The following is an 18,675-nucleotide window of genomic DNA, read 5'->3' as shown; positions in this document are numbered from 1 at the left end:
CGGGAATAACCTGCGCACGTCATCGTTATACGTTCCATGAGCGATCTTCGAACACTCACCCTCGGCGCCGGCTGCTTCTGGTGCCTCGACGCCGTCTACCAGCGGACCACCGGCGTGAGAGAAGTGATCTCCGGCTACACCGGCGGACACACCGACAACCCCGGATACCGTGAGGTCTGCTCCGGGATGACCGGCCACGCCGAAGCCCTGCAGGTGACCTTCGACGCCGACATCGTCCCCGAAGACGTCATCCTCGGCCTGTTCTTCACCGGCCACGACCCCACGAGCCTCAACCGTCAGGGCTACGACGTCGGCACCCAGTACCGGTCGGCCATGTTCTACCGCGACGAGACCGAGAAGCAGCACTTCGCCGAAGCCATCGAATCCGCGCAGAGCCTCTTCGACGATCCGATCGTCACCACCCTCGAACCGCTGGGCACCTTCTATCCCGCCGAGGCGGTCCACCAGGACTTCTACACCGCGAACCCGGACAATGGCTACTGCCGTGTCATCATCGACCCGAAACTCAGCAAGGCCCGCACCGCCTTCGCCGAATGGGTGAGCTGATGGGCAGCCATAAGAAGGGCAAGTGCAAAAAGGACAAACACAAGGATCGCAAACGTTCCGGGGACGCGGGCAAGGCCTGCGAAACGACCAAAGATCGCGTCCGTGCCCATTTCCTCGACGGCAACACCGGGCCGTGGGCGAAGAGCCTGGCCGCGCAGGACGCCCAGACCGCCCGCTCGGCGGAGAGTGAGAAGAACACCGACCCCACCGAGGCAACCGCCGCCTCAGCGAGTGACCGAACCGGTGCCGTGACGTCGACTCGCCGCGGACCCGACTATTCAGCGCCGTCATCGATCGACATCGTCGCCGATCCCGTCCTTCACGCCCTGAGCACCCGACGGTCGATCTCGAAGGTCGACCCGGAGACCCCGAACGACTCCGACCTGCTCGAGATCATCCGATCGATCTCCTCGGTCGCCGACCACAAGTCACTGCGCCCCTGGCGTTTCCTCATCATCCGCGGCAACGACCGGCACCGCCTCGGCGATGCCCTCGACGAAGCCGCCGGAGTGGTCCGCAAACCTGGCGAGACCAATACGAAGCCGCTGCGGGCCGAACTTCTGCTCGCCCTCGTCTCCTCACCGGTCGACCATGACAAGGTCCCCGAATGGGAGCAGCACGCCACCGCAGCCGGAGCCGGGCACCTCCTCGAACTCGCCCTGTGGCAAGCCGGCTGGGGAGTCATGTGGCGCTCAGGCACCCTGACGAACACCGAATCGGTCCGCCGCCTCCACCGCCTCGACGATCACGAACTGCTCATGGGGTGGTTCTACATCGGAGCCGTCCCCGAACGCTACCGACAGCGCCTGACCACGAGCACCCGCCCCCTGCCTAAACCCGAACAGTTCCTCGATACCCTGTGAGCACACCCGGCACCGACGCACCGGAAACACGCCGCCTGCCCAAGGAGATCTATGTCCTCGTGGCAGCGGCCTTCATCGTGGCCCTGGGCTACGGAATCATCGCCCCGGTCCTGCCGCAGTTCGCGGCGAGCTTCGACTTCGGGGTCACCGCCGCAACCATCGTCGTCTCCTCGTTCGCGTTCTTCCGGTTCGTGTTCTCACCCTCATCGGGGCGCCTCGTCGATGCCTTCGGCGAACGCCGCATCTACATCACCGGCCTCCTCATCGTCGCCGCCTCCACCGCTGCCGTCGCCTTCGCACAGAACTACTGGCAGCTGCTGATCTTCCGCGGACTCGGCGGCATCGGGTCGACGATGTTCAGCGTCTCCGCGATGGCGCTCATCGTCCGCCTCGCCCCGATCGACGCCCGCGCGAAGGCATCGTCGACGTACGCGACCGCGTTCCTCGTCGGCAATATCGCCGGACCCGTCCTCGGCGGTGCCATGGCCGGATGGGGGATGCGCATCCCGTTCGTCATCTACGCCGTCGGTCTGCTCATCGCCGCCATCGTCGTCCGCGTCTTCCTCGCCTCCACCGCGTCCTTCGGCTCCTCGACGAAGTCCGGGCGTGCCCGGCTGGAAGCAGAGAAGGACAAGGAACAGCAGGAAGTCATGTCCTTCCGGGAAGCCTGGAAGGATTCGGCCTACCGGTCGGCGCTCATCTCCGCCTTCGTCCAAGGCTGGTCGGCGATGGGCATCCGCGTGGCCATCTACCCGCTCTTCGCCATCCAGGCCCTCAGAGCCGATACCGCCGTGGCCGGACTGGCCCTGACCATGTTCGCCATCGGCAACGCCTCGGCCGTGACAGTGGTCGGGCGCTTCGCCGACACCGTCGGGCGCAAACCCTTCATCCAATGGGGTCTGTTCGTCCTCGGCGTGACCACCGCGGCGCTGGCCTTCATCGACTCGATCTGGCTGTTCTTCGCCTTCTCCATCATCGCCGGGATCGGTTCCGGGCTGGCCAACCCCGCTCAGCAGGCCACGGTCGCCGACGTCATCGGCCGCGACCGCAAGGGCGGCCGAGTGCTCGCCCGCTATCAGATGGCCCTCGACGGCGGAGCCATCCTCGGCCCGATCATCGCCGGAGCCGTCGTCGACCACTTCGACTACTCGTGGGCGTTCCTGCTCACCGGCGTCCTCGGAGTCATCGCCGCAGGCCTGTGGTTCTTCGGCCGCGAGACCCGTCCCCGCCAACCGGCTTCGGCTGACTGACGCACTCAAACGCACCCGGACATGCGCTGCAGCTTGGTGAAACTGCAGCAGCTCGGTGCAGGAACCAAGCTGCTGCAGTTTCACCGAGCTGGTGTTCGGGGCGCGGCGTGCTCAGCCGTTGATCAGAGAAGTCAGGTTTTCCTCATGTGCGATGCAGGTGACACTCACTAGGATGGTTGGTTGAGTCGGCGTTCTGCGTCGTCGCCCTGTCTACGACAAAGAAAGTCCCCTCGTGAGTTTCCTGACCCGGCTGAGTCTGAAGAACCGGGCGCTCATCGCGCTCATCTCCGTCGTCGCCATCATCTTCGGCATCATCGGAGCCGGAGCCCTCAAGCAAGAGCTCTTCCCCTCCCTCGACAACCCACAGGCCACGGTCAGCGCTTCCTACGGGGGAGCGTCCCCCGAGGCCGTCGAATCCGAAGTCACCGACCCACTCGAAGGGGCGCTGACCGCACTGCCCGAAGTCGAGGACATGACCTCGACATCCTCGGCGGGCAGTTCGCAGATCACCGTGAGCACGAAGTACGGCGACGACTCCGATGACGTCGTCCGTGCCCTGCAGCGCGCCGTCTCCCAAGTGCAGCCGACCCTGCCCGACGGGGTCGAACCGAACGTCATGATGATGGGCACCGATGATATTCCGGTGCTCGCACTATCAGTGACCTCCGACGCCGATGAAGACCAGCTGGCGGCGAATCTCGAAGACATCGTCGAACCCGAGCTGAAGAAGGTCGACGGCGTCTCCCAGGTCCAGATCGCCGGAGCGAAGACCAAACAGGTCGAGATCAGCATCCGCCGCGACGATCTCGAGGACGAAGGAGCCAACCTCGACGAGGTGGCCGGAATCCTCCAGTCCAACGGTGTGCCCACCTCGGCCGGTGAGCTCAAGGGCGCCGACGGTACGGCCCCGGTCGAGGTCGGCACGCGCATCCGCTCGATCGATGCGATCAAGGACCTCGTCATCTCCGGCAAGGACGGACCGATCCAGGTCTCCGACGTCGCCGACGTCAAACTCGTCGACGAGCCCGTCGAATCGATCTCGCGCACCAACGGACAGCCCTCGCTGTCCGTTTCGGTGATGAAGGAATCCGACGCGAACACCGTCGACGTCTCACACGCGGTGGCCGACAAACTGCCCGAACTCGAGAAGATGATGGGGGAGAACACGGAGTTCGTCTCCGCGTTCGACCAGGCACCGTTCATCGAGCAGTCCATCCATGACCTGCTCAACGAGGGTGGGCTGGGCCTCATCTTCGCGGTCCTCGTCATCCTCGTCTTCCTGCTCTCGGTGCGGGCGACGATCATCACCGCCATCTCCATTCCGCTCTCCCTCCTCATCGCCATGATCGGGCTGTGGATGGGCGGGGAGACCCTCAACATGCTCACCCTCGGAGCGCTGACGATCTCCGTCGGCCGCGTCGTCGACGACTCCATTGTGGTCATCGAGGCGATCAGGCGACGCCATGCCTCCGGTGGCGACAAATTCTCGAACATCCTCGCCGCCGTCTCCGAGGTGGCCGGTGCCATCACCGCGTCGACCCTGACCACGGTGGCCGTGTTCCTGCCCCTGGCGTTCGTGACCGGACAGACCGGAGAGATGTTCCGGCCCTTCGCCCTGACCGCGACGATCGCCCTGCTCTCCTCCCTGTTCGTGGCACTGACGATCGTGCCCGTCCTCGCGTACTGGTTCCTGCGTCAGCGTGAAGCGAAGGTCAAGCTCACCCGCGCTGAGAAGGCCGAGATCCGTCGCAGTCGCAAGTCGATGCTGTCGCAGTGGCGGACAGAGAAGAAGGCGGCGAAGAAGGCCGACAAGAAGCGCGACCTCGTCGCCGCCGGTGCCGAAGCCGAGGACACCGGTCCTCGCGACAGTGCCGAATCGTCCCAGCGGGCCGATTCTCCCGTGCAGGCCGGTGCCGCCACTCGAACCGATGCGACCGGAGTGGCCGCGGGCGGACCGCGCTACGGCGAAACTGATGACGGAACGGAGGCCGTCGACGAACTCGCCGGAATGCATTCCCCGGTGACGCGACTGCAGAAGACCTATATGCCGGCCATCGGGTTCTCGACGAAGCACCCGATCATCATGATCCTCATCGCCGTGCTCGTGCTCGCCGGCACCGGAGCGATGATCCCGCAGCTGAAGACCGAGCTCTTCGGCGACACCGGGCAGGACTCCCTGCAGATCTCGCAGACCTTCGACCCGGGCACCGACCTCGACGAGGCATCGGAGCAGGCGAAGAAGGTCGAGGACATCCTCGCCGACGAATCCGATGTCGACAACTACCAGCTGTCGCTCGGCGGCACATCGTTCGGCTTCACCGACGATTCGTCGCTGACAGGCACCTATATCGTCAACACGAAGTCCGGAGTCTCGGCGCAGTCGATCTCCGCGGATCTGCAGAAGCAGTTCGACGACCTCAAGGGTGCCGGCGACGTCGAGATGGCAAGCCAGAGCTCGACCCCGGGCGCGCAGACCATCGACGTCACACTCACAGCCACCGATCCCGAAGAACTCGAGGACGCGACGAACAAGGTCAGCGACAAGCTCGAGGGCGTGCCCTCGGCGCAGTCGGTGACGAGCGATACCGCCGCGGTCCAGCCCGTGATCGAAGTCAAGGTCGATCATGAGAAGGCCGCAGAGGAGAACCTCACCGAGGCGGCCATTGGCCAGTACGTGCAGCGTGCCATGCACGGTCAGCAGATCGGTGAGGTCGTCATCGACGATGTCTCCCATTCGGTGCTGCTCTTCGATCGCAATGCCGACACCGTGGAGAAGCTGCGCGAGCTCAAGATCCCGGGCAAGCCGGAAGAGACCGCACCTGCCGGCGGAGCCGGTGCAGGTGCGGCAGGCGGAGCCGGTGGAGCAGCCGACGGTGCCGGTGGCTCAGGTGACGCCGGCGCTGCCGGGGGAGCCGGCGGCGGTGCCGGAGGTTCCGGTGACGCCGGTGCAGCCGGAGGTGCTGGTGGTGCCGGTGCCGCAGGCGGCGCCGGTGCGACAGGCGGCGATCCGAACGCGGGCGCCCCCGTGACCTCGGAGCCGCGCTTCATCGAACTCGATGAGGTCGCCGACGTCAAGGAGGTCAAGACCGCACCGACGATCCGCCACACGGATTCGCAGCGGTCGACCACCGTGTCCGTGACCCCGGAAGGCGATGACCTCGGAGCCGTGTCGACCGAGGTCCAGTCCGCCCTCGACGAGGTGGACCTGCCCGATACGGTGTCCGTCGACACCGGCGGTGCCACGCAGGAGCAGAACGAAGCGTTCTCGCAGCTGGGACTGGCGATGCTCGCGGCGATCCTCATCGTGTTCGTCATCATGGTCGCCACGTTCAAGTCGCTGCTGCAGCCGCTGATCCTGCTGGTCTCGATCCCGTTCGCGGCCACCGGTTCGGTTGCGCTCTCGCTCATCACCGACACCCCGCTGGGGCTGACGTCGATGATCGGTCTGCTCATGCTCATCGGCATCGTGGTGACGAATGCGATCGTGCTCATCGACCTCATCAACCACTTCCGGGTCCGCGGGGTCGACCTGCGTACGGCCATCGTCCACGGCGCCCGATTGCGTTACCGTCCGATCCTCATGACCGCGGCCGCCACGATCTTCGCTCTGCTGCCGATGGCCCTCGGACTCACCGGCGGGGGAGTGTTCATCTCGAAGCCGCTGGCGATCGTCGTCATCGGCGGACTGGTCAGCTCGACGCTGCTCACGCTCATCCTCGTGCCCGTGCTCTACCTGCTGCTCGAAGGGGTCAAGGAACGCCGGGCCGAGAAGAAGTACGTGAAGAACATGGCTCGCGGCGAGGTCCTCGACGCCGCCGAGGCCCGGGCGCATGAGCGGGAGACCGCCGCTGTGCGAGCCGGTGCCGAGGCCGCCGCCGTCGGTTCCGACGACACCCGGGCGCAGGCAGAAGGGGAGGCCCCCACCGAGGCGACCGCACCGACCGCGGACTCGACGTCCGCAGATTCGGGCAGGGCCGCCTCGGCGTCGGATGAATCGGCAGAGGCCGACCACGTCGACGTCGGACGGAATACCGATCCGTCCGCTCGCGATGGACGGGACGACGACGCGGACCGGGGCGATGGGTCGGGAACGGACTTCACCCTGCGCAGCCAGCAGCCACGTCGTGACGACGGGGACGGCGAACCCAAACACTGAGCCGTCCCGGCTAGAGTTGAGTCCATGACGACCGAGCTCGAACCACTGGAGAGAAAGCGCCTGCGGTTCGAGCTCGGCCTCATCGCGGCGCTGTCTCTGGGGCAGGCATCCGTCTATGCGATCGTCCGTCTGGCAGACATCGCCACGCGCGGACCGATCAGCGACGCCCAGGCCAAACTCAACACCTCGATCTCGCCCCGGCCGGGCTTCGACCTCATCTACCAGCTTCTCGACATCGGCTTCACCCTCGTTCCCGTCGCCCTCGCGATCTACCTGCTCAGTCGCGACCGACCGGCCCAGCCCCTGCCGACCCGTCTCGGAGTCGACGGGCACCGACTGCGCGACCTCGGCCACGGTGCCCTCATCTTCCTCGTCATCGGCATCGGCACCCTCGGGGTGTACGCGGGCGGCAGGGCACTGGGGATCACGGCCGAGATCCAGCCGTCCAACCTCGGCGATCATTGGTGGACGATCCCGGTGCTGCTGCTCTCGGCGGCGAAGAACGGAATCCTCGAAGAGGTGCTCATCTTCGGCTTCGGGGCGCTGCGACTGCGGCAGCTGGGGTACGGACCGTGGCCGATCATCATCTCCCTGGCGATCTTCCGCGCCAGCTACCACCTCTACCAGGGCATCGGCCCGTTCATCGGCAACGTCGCCATGGGCATCATCTTCGGCTGGTACTTCCTGCGCAAGGGCAGACTCATGCCGCTGGTGTGGGCGCACGTCATCATCGACGCCGTCGGATTCCTCGCCCCGGGCGTGCTCGCCCTCGTCGACATCGGCTGAGTGCGGCAGGTGAGGTCGGGACAAGCGAGGTCGGGACACTCATTCCTCCCTCCGGGTTCACCTCTGATTCACCGGCGGGTAGTTCCAGGGCCGCTTGCCAGTGACAGTCTCGATCGGGTGAGTCCTTCCGGCTCCGCCCTCTGTACCGGGCGGGCCCCGGACTGGGAAGATACCCGATACAAGGAGAGAATCGATGCGAACCTTTCTGCCGATGGCCGACCATGTGCGTGGCAAGCGCAGCCCCGTCACGTGCGCACTGAAGTGCGACAACGCCTGCCTCAAGGCCACCTGCAACACATCGGCAAATGGGTATTTCCGCGATATCGTCAATGCCAAGCTCAGCCGTCGCGCGGTTCTCGGTGCCTCGGCTGCCGGCGCCTTGGCCATCGCAGTGACCACCGCACCGAGTCCGACCGCACGCTCTGCCGCCGCGGCCACCGCAGGCAGTCTGGCCTTCACCGCCATCGACCCGGTCCAGCACGAGGTCGACGAATTCATCGTCCCCGAAGGCTACTCTTGGCATCCGATCGTCCGCTGGGGAGATCCCTTGTTCCCCGACTCCCCGAGGTTCGACCCAGAGAATCAGAGCCCAGAGGCGCAGCGCCGCCAGTTCGGCTACAACAACGACTTCCTGTCCATTCAGATCGACCCCGACGACTCGAACCGGGCCGTGCTCTTCGCCAACCAGGAATACACGAACGATGCCATCATGTACCCCGAGGACATGGACGGAGCCGATCAGCGGGCGATCAGCCGTGAAGCCCACGGACTGACCGTTGCCGAACTCATCCGCACGGACGAGAAGTCAACGTGGACGGTCGACGTCAACGGAAAGAAAAACCGCCGGTTCCTCATCGACACCGAGTACGAGTTCACCGGACCCGCTGCCGGTTCCGATCTGCTGCGGACGAAGGACTACCCGAACGGTGACAAGGCGCAAGGCACCCTCGGAAACTGCTCGGGTGGGCTCACACCATGGGGCACATTGGTTTCCGGTGAAGAGAACTTCAACTCGTACTTCAAGGCGCAGGGCACCTCGGCGGCCGACAAGCGCTACGGACTCGACAGCGAAGACTCGGCCAACGGTTGGGAAGCCGATGTCGACCGATTCGACACGAACAACCCCGGCTATGCGAACGAAGCGAACCGGTTCGGTTGGATCGTCGAAGTCGACCCTTGGGATCCGAACTCCACACCTCACAAACACACGAATATGGGCCGGTTCAAGCACGAGGGAGCCAATATCACGATCTCCGATTCGGGCCACGCCGTGGCCTATATGGGAGACGATGAGAAGTTCGACTACCTCTACAAGTTCGTCTCGAAGGACACCTACGTCGAGGGCGATCGCGAACACAACAAGACGCTGCTGACCGACGGCGACCTCTACGTCGCGAAGTTCACCGGCAACTCACCGAAGTCCGAGATCGACGGCAGCGGTGAGGTGCCCGCCGACGGCGAGTTCGACGGCAGCGGACAGTGGCTTCCGCTGGTCAAGGACGGCAAGTCGCAGGTGTCAGGATTCTCCGTCGAAGAGGTCCTCGTCAACACCCGTCTGGCCGCCGACAAGGTCGGCCCGACGAAGATGGACCGCTGCGAAGACGTCGAACCCAACCCGGTCAACGGCCGCATCTACGTCGCCTGCACGAACAACTCCGACCGCGGCACCGACGGGAAGGCCGCCGCAGATGAGGCCAATCCGCGCACGGAGAACCGCGACGGGCATATCGTCGAGATCACCGAGCGCTCCGGCGATCACACAGGCACCGAATTCGATTGGACGCTGCTGTTGGTTTGCGGAGACCCGAAGCAGGGCGACGCCACTTACTTCTCCGGCTTCCCCGCCGATCAGGTCTCACCGATCTCCTGCCCGGACAATGTCGCCTTCGACACCGCCGGAAACCTGTGGATCTCCACCGACGGTGCTCCCGACGGCATCGGCTACTGCGACGGGCTGTTCAAGGTAACCATCGAAGGCGACCAGCGCGGCCGCGTCGAACAGTTCCTGTCCGTACCTCGCGAAGCCGAGGTCTGTGGACCACTCGTCCACGACGAATACGAATCCGCGTTCGTCGCAGTTCAGCACCCAGGTGAGGACGGCTCGTATGCCGATCAGCACTCGCAGTTCCCCGATTATGTCAAGGAAACCGATGTCGACAAGGGAGTGGCCGCGATGCCGCGGCCCACGGTCGTGCAGGTCATCAAGGGCGACGGAGGATCAGCACCGGACCCGACTGAACCGCCGAAGGACCAGGACTCCGACGCCGACGGCACAGATGAAGGGGCGACGGACTCGGATGAGAACGGCAACTCAGATGGTGCCGGAACCGGTGAGGACACCGATGCCAAGGGCGACAGGACCGGAACGGACGCCGACAGCTCCGGATCGACTGCCGGGTCGCAGGACGGCGCGAAGGATGCCGCGGCAGCTGGTGCGGCAGCGAGTGCCGGCAGCGACGGCGGCTCCCTTGCCGGCGGCTCCGGTTCGGGCGGCGGTTCTTCGAACGGCGGCTCGGGTTCAGGCGGATCCGGTTCAGGTGGGTCAGGCTCGGACGGCGGTGAACTGCCGTGGACCGGTTCGGACAGCACTCTGCCGCTGCTCGGCGGCGGAGCAGGTCTCCTCGCCGTCGGCGGTGCGATGGCGACGGCCGCTCATCTGCGTCGGAAGCACGCAGACGGGACGGAAAGCGAGCAGGGCTTGCCGACGGAGACTCAGGGCGACTGATGACTCCAGGCCCATAAGCTGAAAAAGGCCAGAGGCGACACTGCCTCTGGCCTTCTTCGACTCCGCTGTGTGCGCGGACGCTGAGGGTCTCAGATGGTGACGGGTCCGGTCTCCGTGTTGAAGCTCACCGACATGATGCCCGGCGTGCCATGGGGAGCGGACCAGTCGATGTTGATCTCCGAGATCGGCTTGGCATCCTGAGTGCCCAGCCAATCGCGCAGACGATCGCGGTCCCCGGCGATCTGCAGGGTGTCGATGTCGACGCCCACATTCGTCTTGTACGTCGACGGGTGCTGCGAGGAGTCGGCGGACCACTTGATGAAGAACGGCAGCTGGGGATCGGCGATGAGCCCCTTGACGCCGATCTGCAGCCACCGAAGTTCCAAACCGGATTCCGGTGTGCGGTTTCCATCGACAGCTTTGCGCTCGAGGCGGGTTTCGACTGCGGTGAGATCGTCGACCGAGACGCACCAGCCCATCCAGCCGCCGCCGAGCTCGGAACGAGCCCGGACCGCCTGACCGAAGGGCGTCGAGAGAGCGGCCGGATGCTCCAAGGCTTCCACGACTTCGAGGTAATGGCCGTTCGCTAGGGGGAAGATGAGGTTTCTGGTGCCGAATCGAGGATGCACACCGCCGTCGTAGGGAGCCACTCCGAGCTTGCCCGCGATCCGCTCAGCGGTCGCACGATAGCCGTCAGGTTCACTGGCGTATGACACATGATCGAGTTTCATGACACGACAATCGCATAACCTGACTCACACTGCCCCTTAGGGTTACCTAAGAAATCGTGATGATCGTCACGCTGGGGCTCGGTCGGGGGCCAAACGAAACCGCCCGGATGTCATCATCCGGGCGGTCGCAGACCAGCGCTGAACTCTCAGCGCGGTGAGAGGGGAAGGCTCAGTGGCCCTCGGCCTTGAAACGTTCGATGGAGGCGTTGATCTCCGCCTCGGCGGCTTCGCGACCGGCCCAGGACGAACCCTTGACGTACTTGCCGGGCTCGAGGTCCTTGTACCGGCTGAAGAAGTGCTCGATCGAGTCGAGCATGAACTGGTCCACATCCGAGATGTCGGTGTAGGAGTCCCAGCGGGGGTCGCCGGCGGGAACGGCGAGGACCTTGTCGTCGCCGCCTGCCTCGTCTTCCATCTGGAACATGCCGATGGGACGGATGTCGATGAGCACACCGGGGAACAGCGGCTCGGGCAGCAGCACGAGCACATCGAGAGGGTCGCCGTCGTTTCCGAGCGTGTCCTCGATATAGCCGTAGTCGGCGGGGTACTGCATCGAGGTGTAGAGGTAGCGATCGAGCTTGACCCGACCGGTCTCATGATCGACTTCGTATTTGTTGCGGGACCCCTGGGGGATCTCGATTGTGGCCAGCAGTTCCATAGTGCTCCTTCACGTTAGGGGTGCATCACTAGAATAGATGGTACAAGTCCCCGTCACCGCCCACCGACGGCGACCGCCTCACGGCCGTCGAGGAATGAGAGCCTGAGTTTGAACGACACCGATGCGCCGCAGAACCCGTCGGACTCCGGCTCCGCGCGCCGCGACCGCAGAGAGGCGACCTCGCGGCGGAAGAAGGGCGGTGCGATCACCGCAGGGATCATCGTCCTCGCGCTCGGTGCCTATGCCGCCGTCGACGCCTGCGACCTCGTGCCCGGCCTGCCCAGCGTGCTGACCACCGAACCCCAGGTCGAGGTCCAGACCGTGCCCACTCCGCAGGCCCACGCCCAGCAGGTGCCCGCCCCCGCCTCGGCGGTCGACGATTCCGCTCCCGTGCCCACGCAGATCCCGAAGACGATCGACGCCGTGCTCAAGGACTCGAAGGTCAAGGGCTTCGGACTCGAGGTCCGCGACGGGATCAGTGACGACGTCCTCTACGCGAAGGACGAGACGAAGCCGCGCACTCCCGCCTCCGTGACGAAGGTGCTCACAGCGGCCGCCTCCCTGTCCGCGATCGGCGGAGAGAAGCGTTTGGCGACGACGACGGACTTCGACGCGGACACGAACACCCTGACGCTGACCGGCGGCGGCGATGTGCTCCTGTCGGCCGGAGACTCCGATCCCGGTTCGGTCAACGGGCACGGGGGACTGCGGACCCTGGCCGAAGACACCGCTGCCGCGCTCAAGGACCAGAACATCACCGAGGTGGCTCTCAACCTGGACACGAGCCGCTACGTCGGCGAGGACTTCGATTCCGGCTGGTCCCGGTCCGACATCGCCAAGGGCGTGATCACCCCGATCCAGCCGATCATGGTCGACACCGCCTACGTCGGGTCGAAGAACGCCGAGTGGCGGGGCCGCAGCGAACACCCGGCCAAGGACGCGTTCTCGATCTTCGAAGAAGAGCTGAAGAAGACCGGGATCACCGTCACCGAGGCGACTGACCGGTCCGAATCCAAGACGCCGTCCGAGTCCGAGAACCCGCAGGAACTCGCCCGGGTGGAATCGGCGACGATCTCCGAGATCGTCGAATACGCGCTCGTGCACAGCGACAACGTCGTCGCCGAGATGCTCGGCAACGAGGTCGCCATCGCGCAGGGACAGGAGGGCAGCCTCAAGAGCGGTCCCAAAGCGGTCCTCGAGGCCCTCGGCGAATCCGTCGATCTCGGGCGCACCCACCTCGTCGACACCTCGGGACTGTCCTATGACAACCGGATCGCCCCGCACGATCTCACGACCGTCCTGCAAGCCTCGGTCGTCGCCGACGACTCGCTGGCCGGACTCGTCAGCTACTTCCCCGTCGGCGGGCTGACCGGTACCCTGCACGACCGATTCCTCGACGAAAGGAACGCCTCCGGGGTGGTGCACGCGAAGACCGGAACGCTGTCGACCGTGACCTCCCTGGCCGGGGGAGTGCTCGACGCGGAAGGCCGCTACCTCGTATTCTCCATCCAGATCGACGACGTGGAAAAGGACAAGATCTTGGAAGCCAGAAAGACCGTGGACGATATCGTCACAGCCCTCGCGAACTGCGGCTGCCGATGATCATCGACGAGAACTTCGCCGCCCGCACCGCCCGTGAGCTCGTCTCCGCGGCGAAGGTCCCCGAACCGGGTGTGCTCGACGGCCTCGTCGAGGGGATGAAGGACAATGCGCTGACCGCCCAGGACCTCGTGCTCGACTCGTTTCTGCTGCCGCCGGAGCACGCCGATGAGGTGCGCGGGCGCCTCGCCGCCGGTTCCGTGCTCGTCCTCGACCAGGTCAGCTGGGTCAAAGCCAACGCGCAGTCCGTCAACGGAATGCTCGATGAGGCGACCCTGCCCGCCCCGGTCAGCCCCGCCACCGCGAAGGCCGGCGCCGTCGAGGTCGCCGGTGTGCTCTCACTCCTGTCGACCCGCGTGCTCGGCCAGTTCGACCCCTTCGCCGTGGAGACGGGCCGGCTGATGTTCGTCGCCCCCGCCGTGCTCATCGCGGAGAAGGCCATGGACGTCGATCCGCGTGACTTCCGCATGTGGGTGGCCCTCCACGAAGCCACCCACCAAGTGCAGTTCGCGACCGCGCCCTGGCTGCGCGAGCACATGCGCACCCTGCTCTCCGGAGCCGTGTCGACCCGATTGACGATGCCGGGAGTCGGCGGGATCGTTGACCTCTTCGCCACCCTCGGGCGCATCGTCAAGGGCGAGGCCAGCATCATCGACCTCATCCGCGACGAGAACATGCGCACCGCACTCGACGAGGCCACCGCGATCCTGTCCCTGCTCGAAGGCCACGCCGATGTCGTCATGGACGAAGTCGGAGCCGGTGTCATCCCGAGCGTGCGTCAGCTGCGCCGGAAGTTCGAGGCCCGCCGTGACGCCAGTCAGGGCGGAATACTGACCAATCTGCTCGGAATGGACCTCAAACTCGCCCAATATCGCGACGGAGCGAAGTTCGTCCGTGCCGTCCGCCGTGAGGTCGGGCAGAAGAGCTTCTCCCGCATCTATGCCGAACCCGCGAATCTGCCGCGCACGGCAGAGATCCACGATCCGCAGCTTTGGCTCGACCGTGTCCACGGCTGAGGGTCCGCGCAGCGCATCGTCGCCGAGGCGCCCGACCCTCGACCCGGCCAGCGCGGCCATCCGCAATGCCGTGCGCGCAGCGCTCGCCGCCGGAGGAGCGTCCGTCCCGGGCGTCATCGTCGCAGTGTCCGGGGGAGCGGATTCGATGGCGCTGCTCCACGCGACCGCGTTCTTGCACCGTCGCGGTGAGATCCGTGCCCGTGCCGTCACCGTCGAGCACGGTCTGCAGGCCGTCACCGCCGAGGTGGCCGACCGGGTTGCCGCCACCGCCGAATCCTGGGGCGTGCCCGCCGAAGTGATGAGGGTGAGCATCGATGCCGGCGACGAAGGCCTCGAAGCCGCGGCGCGCACCGCCCGCTATGCCGCCCTCGAAACCGCTCGGGCCGCAGCCGGAGCCGTCTGGATTCTCACCGCCCATACCCGCAGCGACCAGGCAGAGACCGTTCTGCTCGGCCTCATGCGCGGTTCGGGCACCCGGTCCCTGGCCGGGATGAGTCCGCTGGCCGGTCGCCTCATGCGGCCCCTGCTCGGCCTCGACCGAGACCAGACCGAAGCGTCCTGTCGGGCACAGGGCCTCGAGATCTGGAACGATCCGATGAACGCCGACACCGCGTTCACCCGAGTCCGGGCTCGGCGGCTGTTGTCCGGACTCGAAGCCGAACTCGGCCAACCGATCAGCGCGAACCTCGCCCGCACCGCCGACCTGTGCCGAGCCGACGCCGATTTCATCGATGCCCACGCTGAGGCGGTAGGGCAGCAGGTCCGCGGAGCCGCCTCGGTGCCGGTGGAGGTCTTCACCGCACTCGACGATGCCGTGCTCAGCCGCGTCGTGCGCGACTGGGTGATCTCACTCGGCGTGCCCGCACAGAACCTCGGAGCGGTGCGGGTCGCCGAACTCTGCGCTCTCATCCGCGACCGCAGACGCGGTCGCCTGTCCCTGCCCGGCGACACGGAAGTCGTCGTCTCCGGCGATCGGGCCGTGTTCCAGCTCGCGGCGAAGGCCCGTTGAGGCTCAGCTCAGCCGCGGCCCGCCTGCAAGTTCGCCACCGGAGGCGATGAGTCGACCGCCTTTGAACACGTCCCGGTCCTTGGGACAGTCCATGATCGCCGAGGTGACCGTATCGGCGTCGACGAGTAAGAAGTCGGCGGGAGCGCCCACCGCCAGTCCGAACCGGGAATCGTCGACCAGCGCCGAACCGTCGGGACGAGCACCGGCCATGACCTGAGCTCCTCCGCGGGAGGCGATATCGAGACAGCCTTCGATGTCGGCATCACTGCGGAACCCGTTCGTGAACGCCAACTGCCAGGTCCGACGCAGCAGATCGCCGTCACCATAGGGACTCCAGTAGTCCCGCTGACCATCCTCGCCGAGTCCCAGGGCCATGCGGCGCTCACGGAGGAGTGCCTGCGGCAGCACGCCCTTGGCCGGGGCGACCGTCGTCAGGGATACTCCCGCCTCGGCGAGGACATCGAGGATCCGGACGACCTCGGGTTCCGGATTCGTGTTGAGAGCGAAGGCATGTGAGACCGTGACCTGACCCTGCATTCCCGTCGCCCGGGTGCGGGCGGCGATCTCCTCGAGGGTGAACAGGCCTGCGGTGCCCGCCTCGTGGAGGTGGATGTCGACGCCCTTGCCGTGCTTCTCGGCCAGGCTGAAGACGACATCGAGGTGGGAGACCGGATCTCGGTCGTAGAGCAGCGGATCGAGTCCGCCGACAAGATCCGCGCCCTCGGTCAGAGCCGCATCGAGCAGCGCTCGCACGCCCTGCTCGTGCACGATTCCGGCCTGCGGGAACGCGACGATCTGGAAGTCGAGGACATCGGCATGAGCCTCGAGCGCGGCCCTGACCCCGTGGAAGCGCTCGAGACCGCAGTCGGCATCGACCTGTGCGTGAGACCGGATGCGCGTGCCTCCGGAAGCGATGATCTTGGCAATCGCAAACGCGGCCTGATCGGCGACGCTGCGCTCTCCCTGCCGCCAGTTCTCCCGGTCGTTCATGATGTACCCGTGCAGAGTGCCGTCGGCGGTGTGCGGTCGGAACGTCTGACCCATCCGATTCGAATCCAGATGAGCGTGTACATCGCCGAGGCTCGGCAACAGGATCCGCCCCGCCCCGTCGATGACCTCGACCTCGGTCGATGCCGTCTCGGTCGCCGGTGACGCGGATTCGGGGGCGGAATCCTCGGCGGGAGAGAGGCGAGAGAACCGCCCTTCGGTGATCTCGACATCGACGGCGGGAGCATCGGGGGTGCGTGGGAACAGGCGCACATTCTTCACAGCGATCATGTGCTCAGCCTACGACCGTCAAACGGTATACCATCGAAAGCTGTGCCCGTCCGCGTGCCTCTATGGGGCCGCGGCCCGCGTGTACGACGACTACAGCGGTCTGAAAGGATGAGGCCATGACGACTTCGCCCGAGCAGGGTTTCCGACGCACCCGCGGCCTCGACATTCTGGCGCTGGCCTGTCTCGTCCTCATCGCCGCCTCGCTGCGCCCGGCCGCCTCCTCCCTGGGGCCTGTGCTCTCCGAAGTCAGCGACGGATTCTCCCTGGCCGAATGGCAGACCGGTCTGCTCACGGCTCTGCCGGGACTCGTGTTCGCCATCTGCGGCATCATCGCCGTACCTCTGCTCAAACGGCTCGGCCTGTTCTCCGCTCTGGCCCTGAGTGCGGCCCTCATCCTGGCAGGCGTCGGTCTGCGCGCCATCGTCACCGAATGGGTGGCCTTCGCTCTGCTCACGGTCCTCGCCCTGGCCGGAATGTCGATCGGCAACGTCATCCTGCCGGTCTACGTGAAGTCCCGCTTCCCGCACCGGCCCACCCTGGGAGCGACGACGTTCACCGTCTCGCTCGGCCTCGGATCGATGCTGCCCTCGCTGTTGACTGCGCCGTTAGCCGAACAGTTCGGCGGGTGGCGCTTCGGTCTCGGCTTCTGGGTGGTCCTGCCCTTGTCCGCCCTCATCACCTGGACGGTGCTGCGGACGCTGAAGTCCGTACCCGTCCTCTCCGGACAGGCAGCGGAGCCCGGTGGGCAGCGGGAGGAGGCGCCGCCTCGGCGAGCGGTCTTCACTTCGCCCAAGGCGCGATATATGGCTATGTTCTTCGGCCTCCAATCGGCCAATGCCTATCTCCAGTTCGGATGGCTGCCGCAGATCTACCGCGACGCCGGACTCGACCCCTTCCTCGCCGGGATCATGCTCACGATCGTCACCTTCGGCGGTCTGCCCGGCGGATTCCTCGCCCCGCAGATCATCGTCCGGGGCATCGCCCCGCGCGTCTTCCTCGTCTCCTTCGGGGCCAGCGCCGTCGCCGGCTATACCGGACTGCTGCTCAGCCCGGTCAGCCTCCCCTGGCTGTGGGCGGCTCTGCTCGGATACGGCGGTTTCGCGTTCCCCGCCGCGCTGGCGCTCATCACCTCCCGCACTCGCGAGGTCTCCGTCACGGCCTCCACCTCGGCATTCGTCCAGTCGTCGGGCTATGTGCTCGCCGCACTCTGCCCGCTGGCCGTCGGCGGACTGCTCGGCATCAGCGGCGGCTGGCAGGTGCCGCTGTGGTTCATGGTCATCATCTCCGCCCTCATGGCGATCACCGGTTGGCTGTCGGCCGGTCCGGGGACCGTCGACGACGAACTGGCGCCGCCATCCGGGCCCACTGGCACCGGTGAGGCAAAGTGACCCATAATGGAATCTCCAGGACCCGCATCTGAGGAGAATCGACACTCGTGGACATCAACGATCTCGGCAATGACATCGAAAAAGTACTCGTCTCGGAAGAGCAGATAGCCGCAAGACTCGTTGAACTGGCCGCCGCCATCGATGAAGACTACAAAGACAAGGACATCCTCCTCGTCGGCGTCCTCAAGGGCGCCGTCATGGTCATGGCCGACCTCGCCCGGGCCCTGCACTCACCGGTGACGATGGACTGGATGGCCGTCTCCTCCTACGGTTCGGGCACCAAATCCTCCGGCGTCGTGCGGATCCTCAAGGACCTCGACACCGACCTCACCGATCGTCACGTCCTCATCGTCGAAGACATCATCGACTCCGGCCTCACCTTGTCCTGGCTGGTCCAGAACCTGCGCACCCGCGGGGCCGCCACCGTCGAGATCTGCACGATGCTGCGCAAACCCGAAGCCGTCAAGGTCGACATCGACGTCAAGTACGTCGGCTTCGACGTGCCCAACGAATTCGTCATCGGCTACGGTCTCGACTATGCGGAGAAGTACCGCAACGTGCCGTTCGTGGCGACCCTGGCTCAGCACGTCTACAGCTGAGCCCGCTGGCACCGCTTTTTACGCCCGCGGCGAACCCGGGCCGGGTCCGG

14 protein-coding genes are annotated in these 18,675 nt (G+C 65.9%); 11 read left to right on the top strand and 3 right to left on the bottom strand.

Going from position 1 to position 18,675, the window contains the following annotated elements:
• Positions 1 to 36: 36 nt before the first annotated feature.
• From msrA to ACSBQT_RS09235, 6 genes are all read left to right on the top strand, one after another.
• The gene (msrA, locus tag ACSBQT_RS09260; RefSeq protein ID WP_410710705.1) at positions 37 to 567 is read left to right on the top strand and encodes a peptide-methionine (S)-S-oxide reductase MsrA; all 531 of its coding nucleotides are present in this window, start codon (positions 37 to 39) and stop codon (positions 565 to 567) included.
• Positions 555 to 1,430, top strand: a complete 876-nt coding sequence (locus ACSBQT_RS09255; RefSeq protein ID WP_410710704.1) for a nitroreductase family protein — start codon at positions 555 to 557, stop codon at positions 1,428 to 1,430. The genes msrA and ACSBQT_RS09255 overlap by 13 nt, the downstream gene beginning before the upstream one ends.
• A complete protein-coding gene (locus ACSBQT_RS09250) occupies positions 1,427 to 2,680 on the top strand; it encodes an MFS transporter (protein WP_410710703.1) in 1,254 nt (417 codons plus the stop codon). Before ACSBQT_RS09255 ends, ACSBQT_RS09250 begins: the two co-directional genes overlap by 4 nt.
• A gap of 232 nt (positions 2,681 to 2,912) precedes the next feature.
• Positions 2,913 to 6,836, top strand: a complete 3,924-nt coding sequence (locus ACSBQT_RS09245; protein ID WP_435001634.1) for an efflux RND transporter permease subunit — start codon at positions 2,913 to 2,915, stop codon at positions 6,834 to 6,836.
• Between the two features lie 24 nt (positions 6,837 to 6,860).
• Positions 6,861 to 7,622 (top strand): CPBP family intramembrane glutamic endopeptidase, encoded by a 762-nt coding sequence (locus tag ACSBQT_RS09240; protein ID WP_410710701.1) that lies wholly within the window; start codon positions 6,861 to 6,863, stop codon positions 7,620 to 7,622.
• Between the two features lie 193 nt (positions 7,623 to 7,815).
• Complete coding sequence (locus ACSBQT_RS09235) at positions 7,816 to 10,347, top strand: PhoX family protein (protein ID WP_410710700.1); 2,532 nt, start codon at positions 7,816 to 7,818, stop codon at positions 10,345 to 10,347.
• Positions 10,348 to 10,436: 89 nt separating this feature from the next.
• Here ACSBQT_RS09235 and ACSBQT_RS09230 read toward each other — a convergent pair whose 3' ends face one another.
• Positions 10,437 to 11,078, bottom strand: a complete 642-nt coding sequence (locus ACSBQT_RS09230) for a VOC family protein (RefSeq protein WP_410710699.1) — start codon at positions 11,076 to 11,078, stop codon at positions 10,437 to 10,439.
• 169 nt (positions 11,079 to 11,247) lie between these two features.
• The gene (locus tag ACSBQT_RS09225; RefSeq protein WP_139907224.1) at positions 11,248 to 11,736 is read right to left on the bottom strand and encodes an inorganic diphosphatase; all 489 of its coding nucleotides are present in this window, start codon (positions 11,734 to 11,736) and stop codon (positions 11,248 to 11,250) included.
• A gap of 108 nt (positions 11,737 to 11,844) precedes the next feature.
• On the opposite strand from ACSBQT_RS09225, the gene dacB reads away from it, so the two are divergent.
• From dacB to tilS, 3 genes are read left to right on the top strand one after another with little or no spacing between them, the layout of a single operon-like run.
• On the top strand, positions 11,845 to 13,338 hold the full coding sequence (gene dacB / locus ACSBQT_RS09220; protein WP_435001633.1) for a D-alanyl-D-alanine carboxypeptidase/D-alanyl-D-alanine endopeptidase: 1,494 nt from the start codon (positions 11,845 to 11,847) through the stop codon (positions 13,336 to 13,338).
• Positions 13,335 to 14,351 carry a zinc-dependent metalloprotease gene (locus ACSBQT_RS09215; protein WP_410710697.1) on the top strand — a complete coding sequence of 339 codons (1,017 nt, stop codon included), beginning with the start codon at positions 13,335 to 13,337 and terminating at the stop codon, positions 14,349 to 14,351. Before dacB ends, ACSBQT_RS09215 begins: the two co-directional genes overlap by 4 nt.
• Complete coding sequence (tilS, locus tag ACSBQT_RS09210; protein ID WP_410710696.1) at positions 14,338 to 15,360, top strand: tRNA lysidine(34) synthetase TilS; 1,023 nt, start codon at positions 14,338 to 14,340, stop codon at positions 15,358 to 15,360. Before ACSBQT_RS09215 ends, tilS begins: the two co-directional genes overlap by 14 nt.
• 3 nt (positions 15,361 to 15,363) lie before the next feature.
• On the opposite strand, the gene ACSBQT_RS09205 is transcribed toward tilS, so the two are convergent.
• A complete protein-coding gene (locus ACSBQT_RS09205; RefSeq protein WP_435001632.1) occupies positions 15,364 to 16,638 on the bottom strand; it encodes an amidohydrolase family protein in 1,275 nt (424 codons plus the stop codon).
• Between the two features lie 116 nt (positions 16,639 to 16,754).
• Between ACSBQT_RS09205 and ACSBQT_RS09200 the strand changes: the two genes are divergently transcribed.
• On the top strand, positions 16,755 to 18,026 hold the full coding sequence (locus ACSBQT_RS09200; protein ID WP_410710694.1) for an MFS transporter: 1,272 nt from the start codon (positions 16,755 to 16,757) through the stop codon (positions 18,024 to 18,026).
• Between the two features lie 47 nt (positions 18,027 to 18,073).
• A complete protein-coding gene (hpt, locus tag ACSBQT_RS09195; protein WP_025778026.1) occupies positions 18,074 to 18,625 on the top strand; it encodes a hypoxanthine phosphoribosyltransferase in 552 nt (183 codons plus the stop codon).
• The last annotated feature ends 50 nt before the right edge of the window (positions 18,626 to 18,675 follow it).

It is taken from the genome of Brevibacterium sp. H602 (assembly GCF_051172395.1).
Lineage (GTDB): Bacteria > Actinomycetota > Actinomycetes > Actinomycetales > Brevibacteriaceae > Brevibacterium.
The sequence above is the reverse complement of the archived record's forward strand: the minus strand, read 5'-3'. Positions and strand labels throughout refer to the sequence as shown.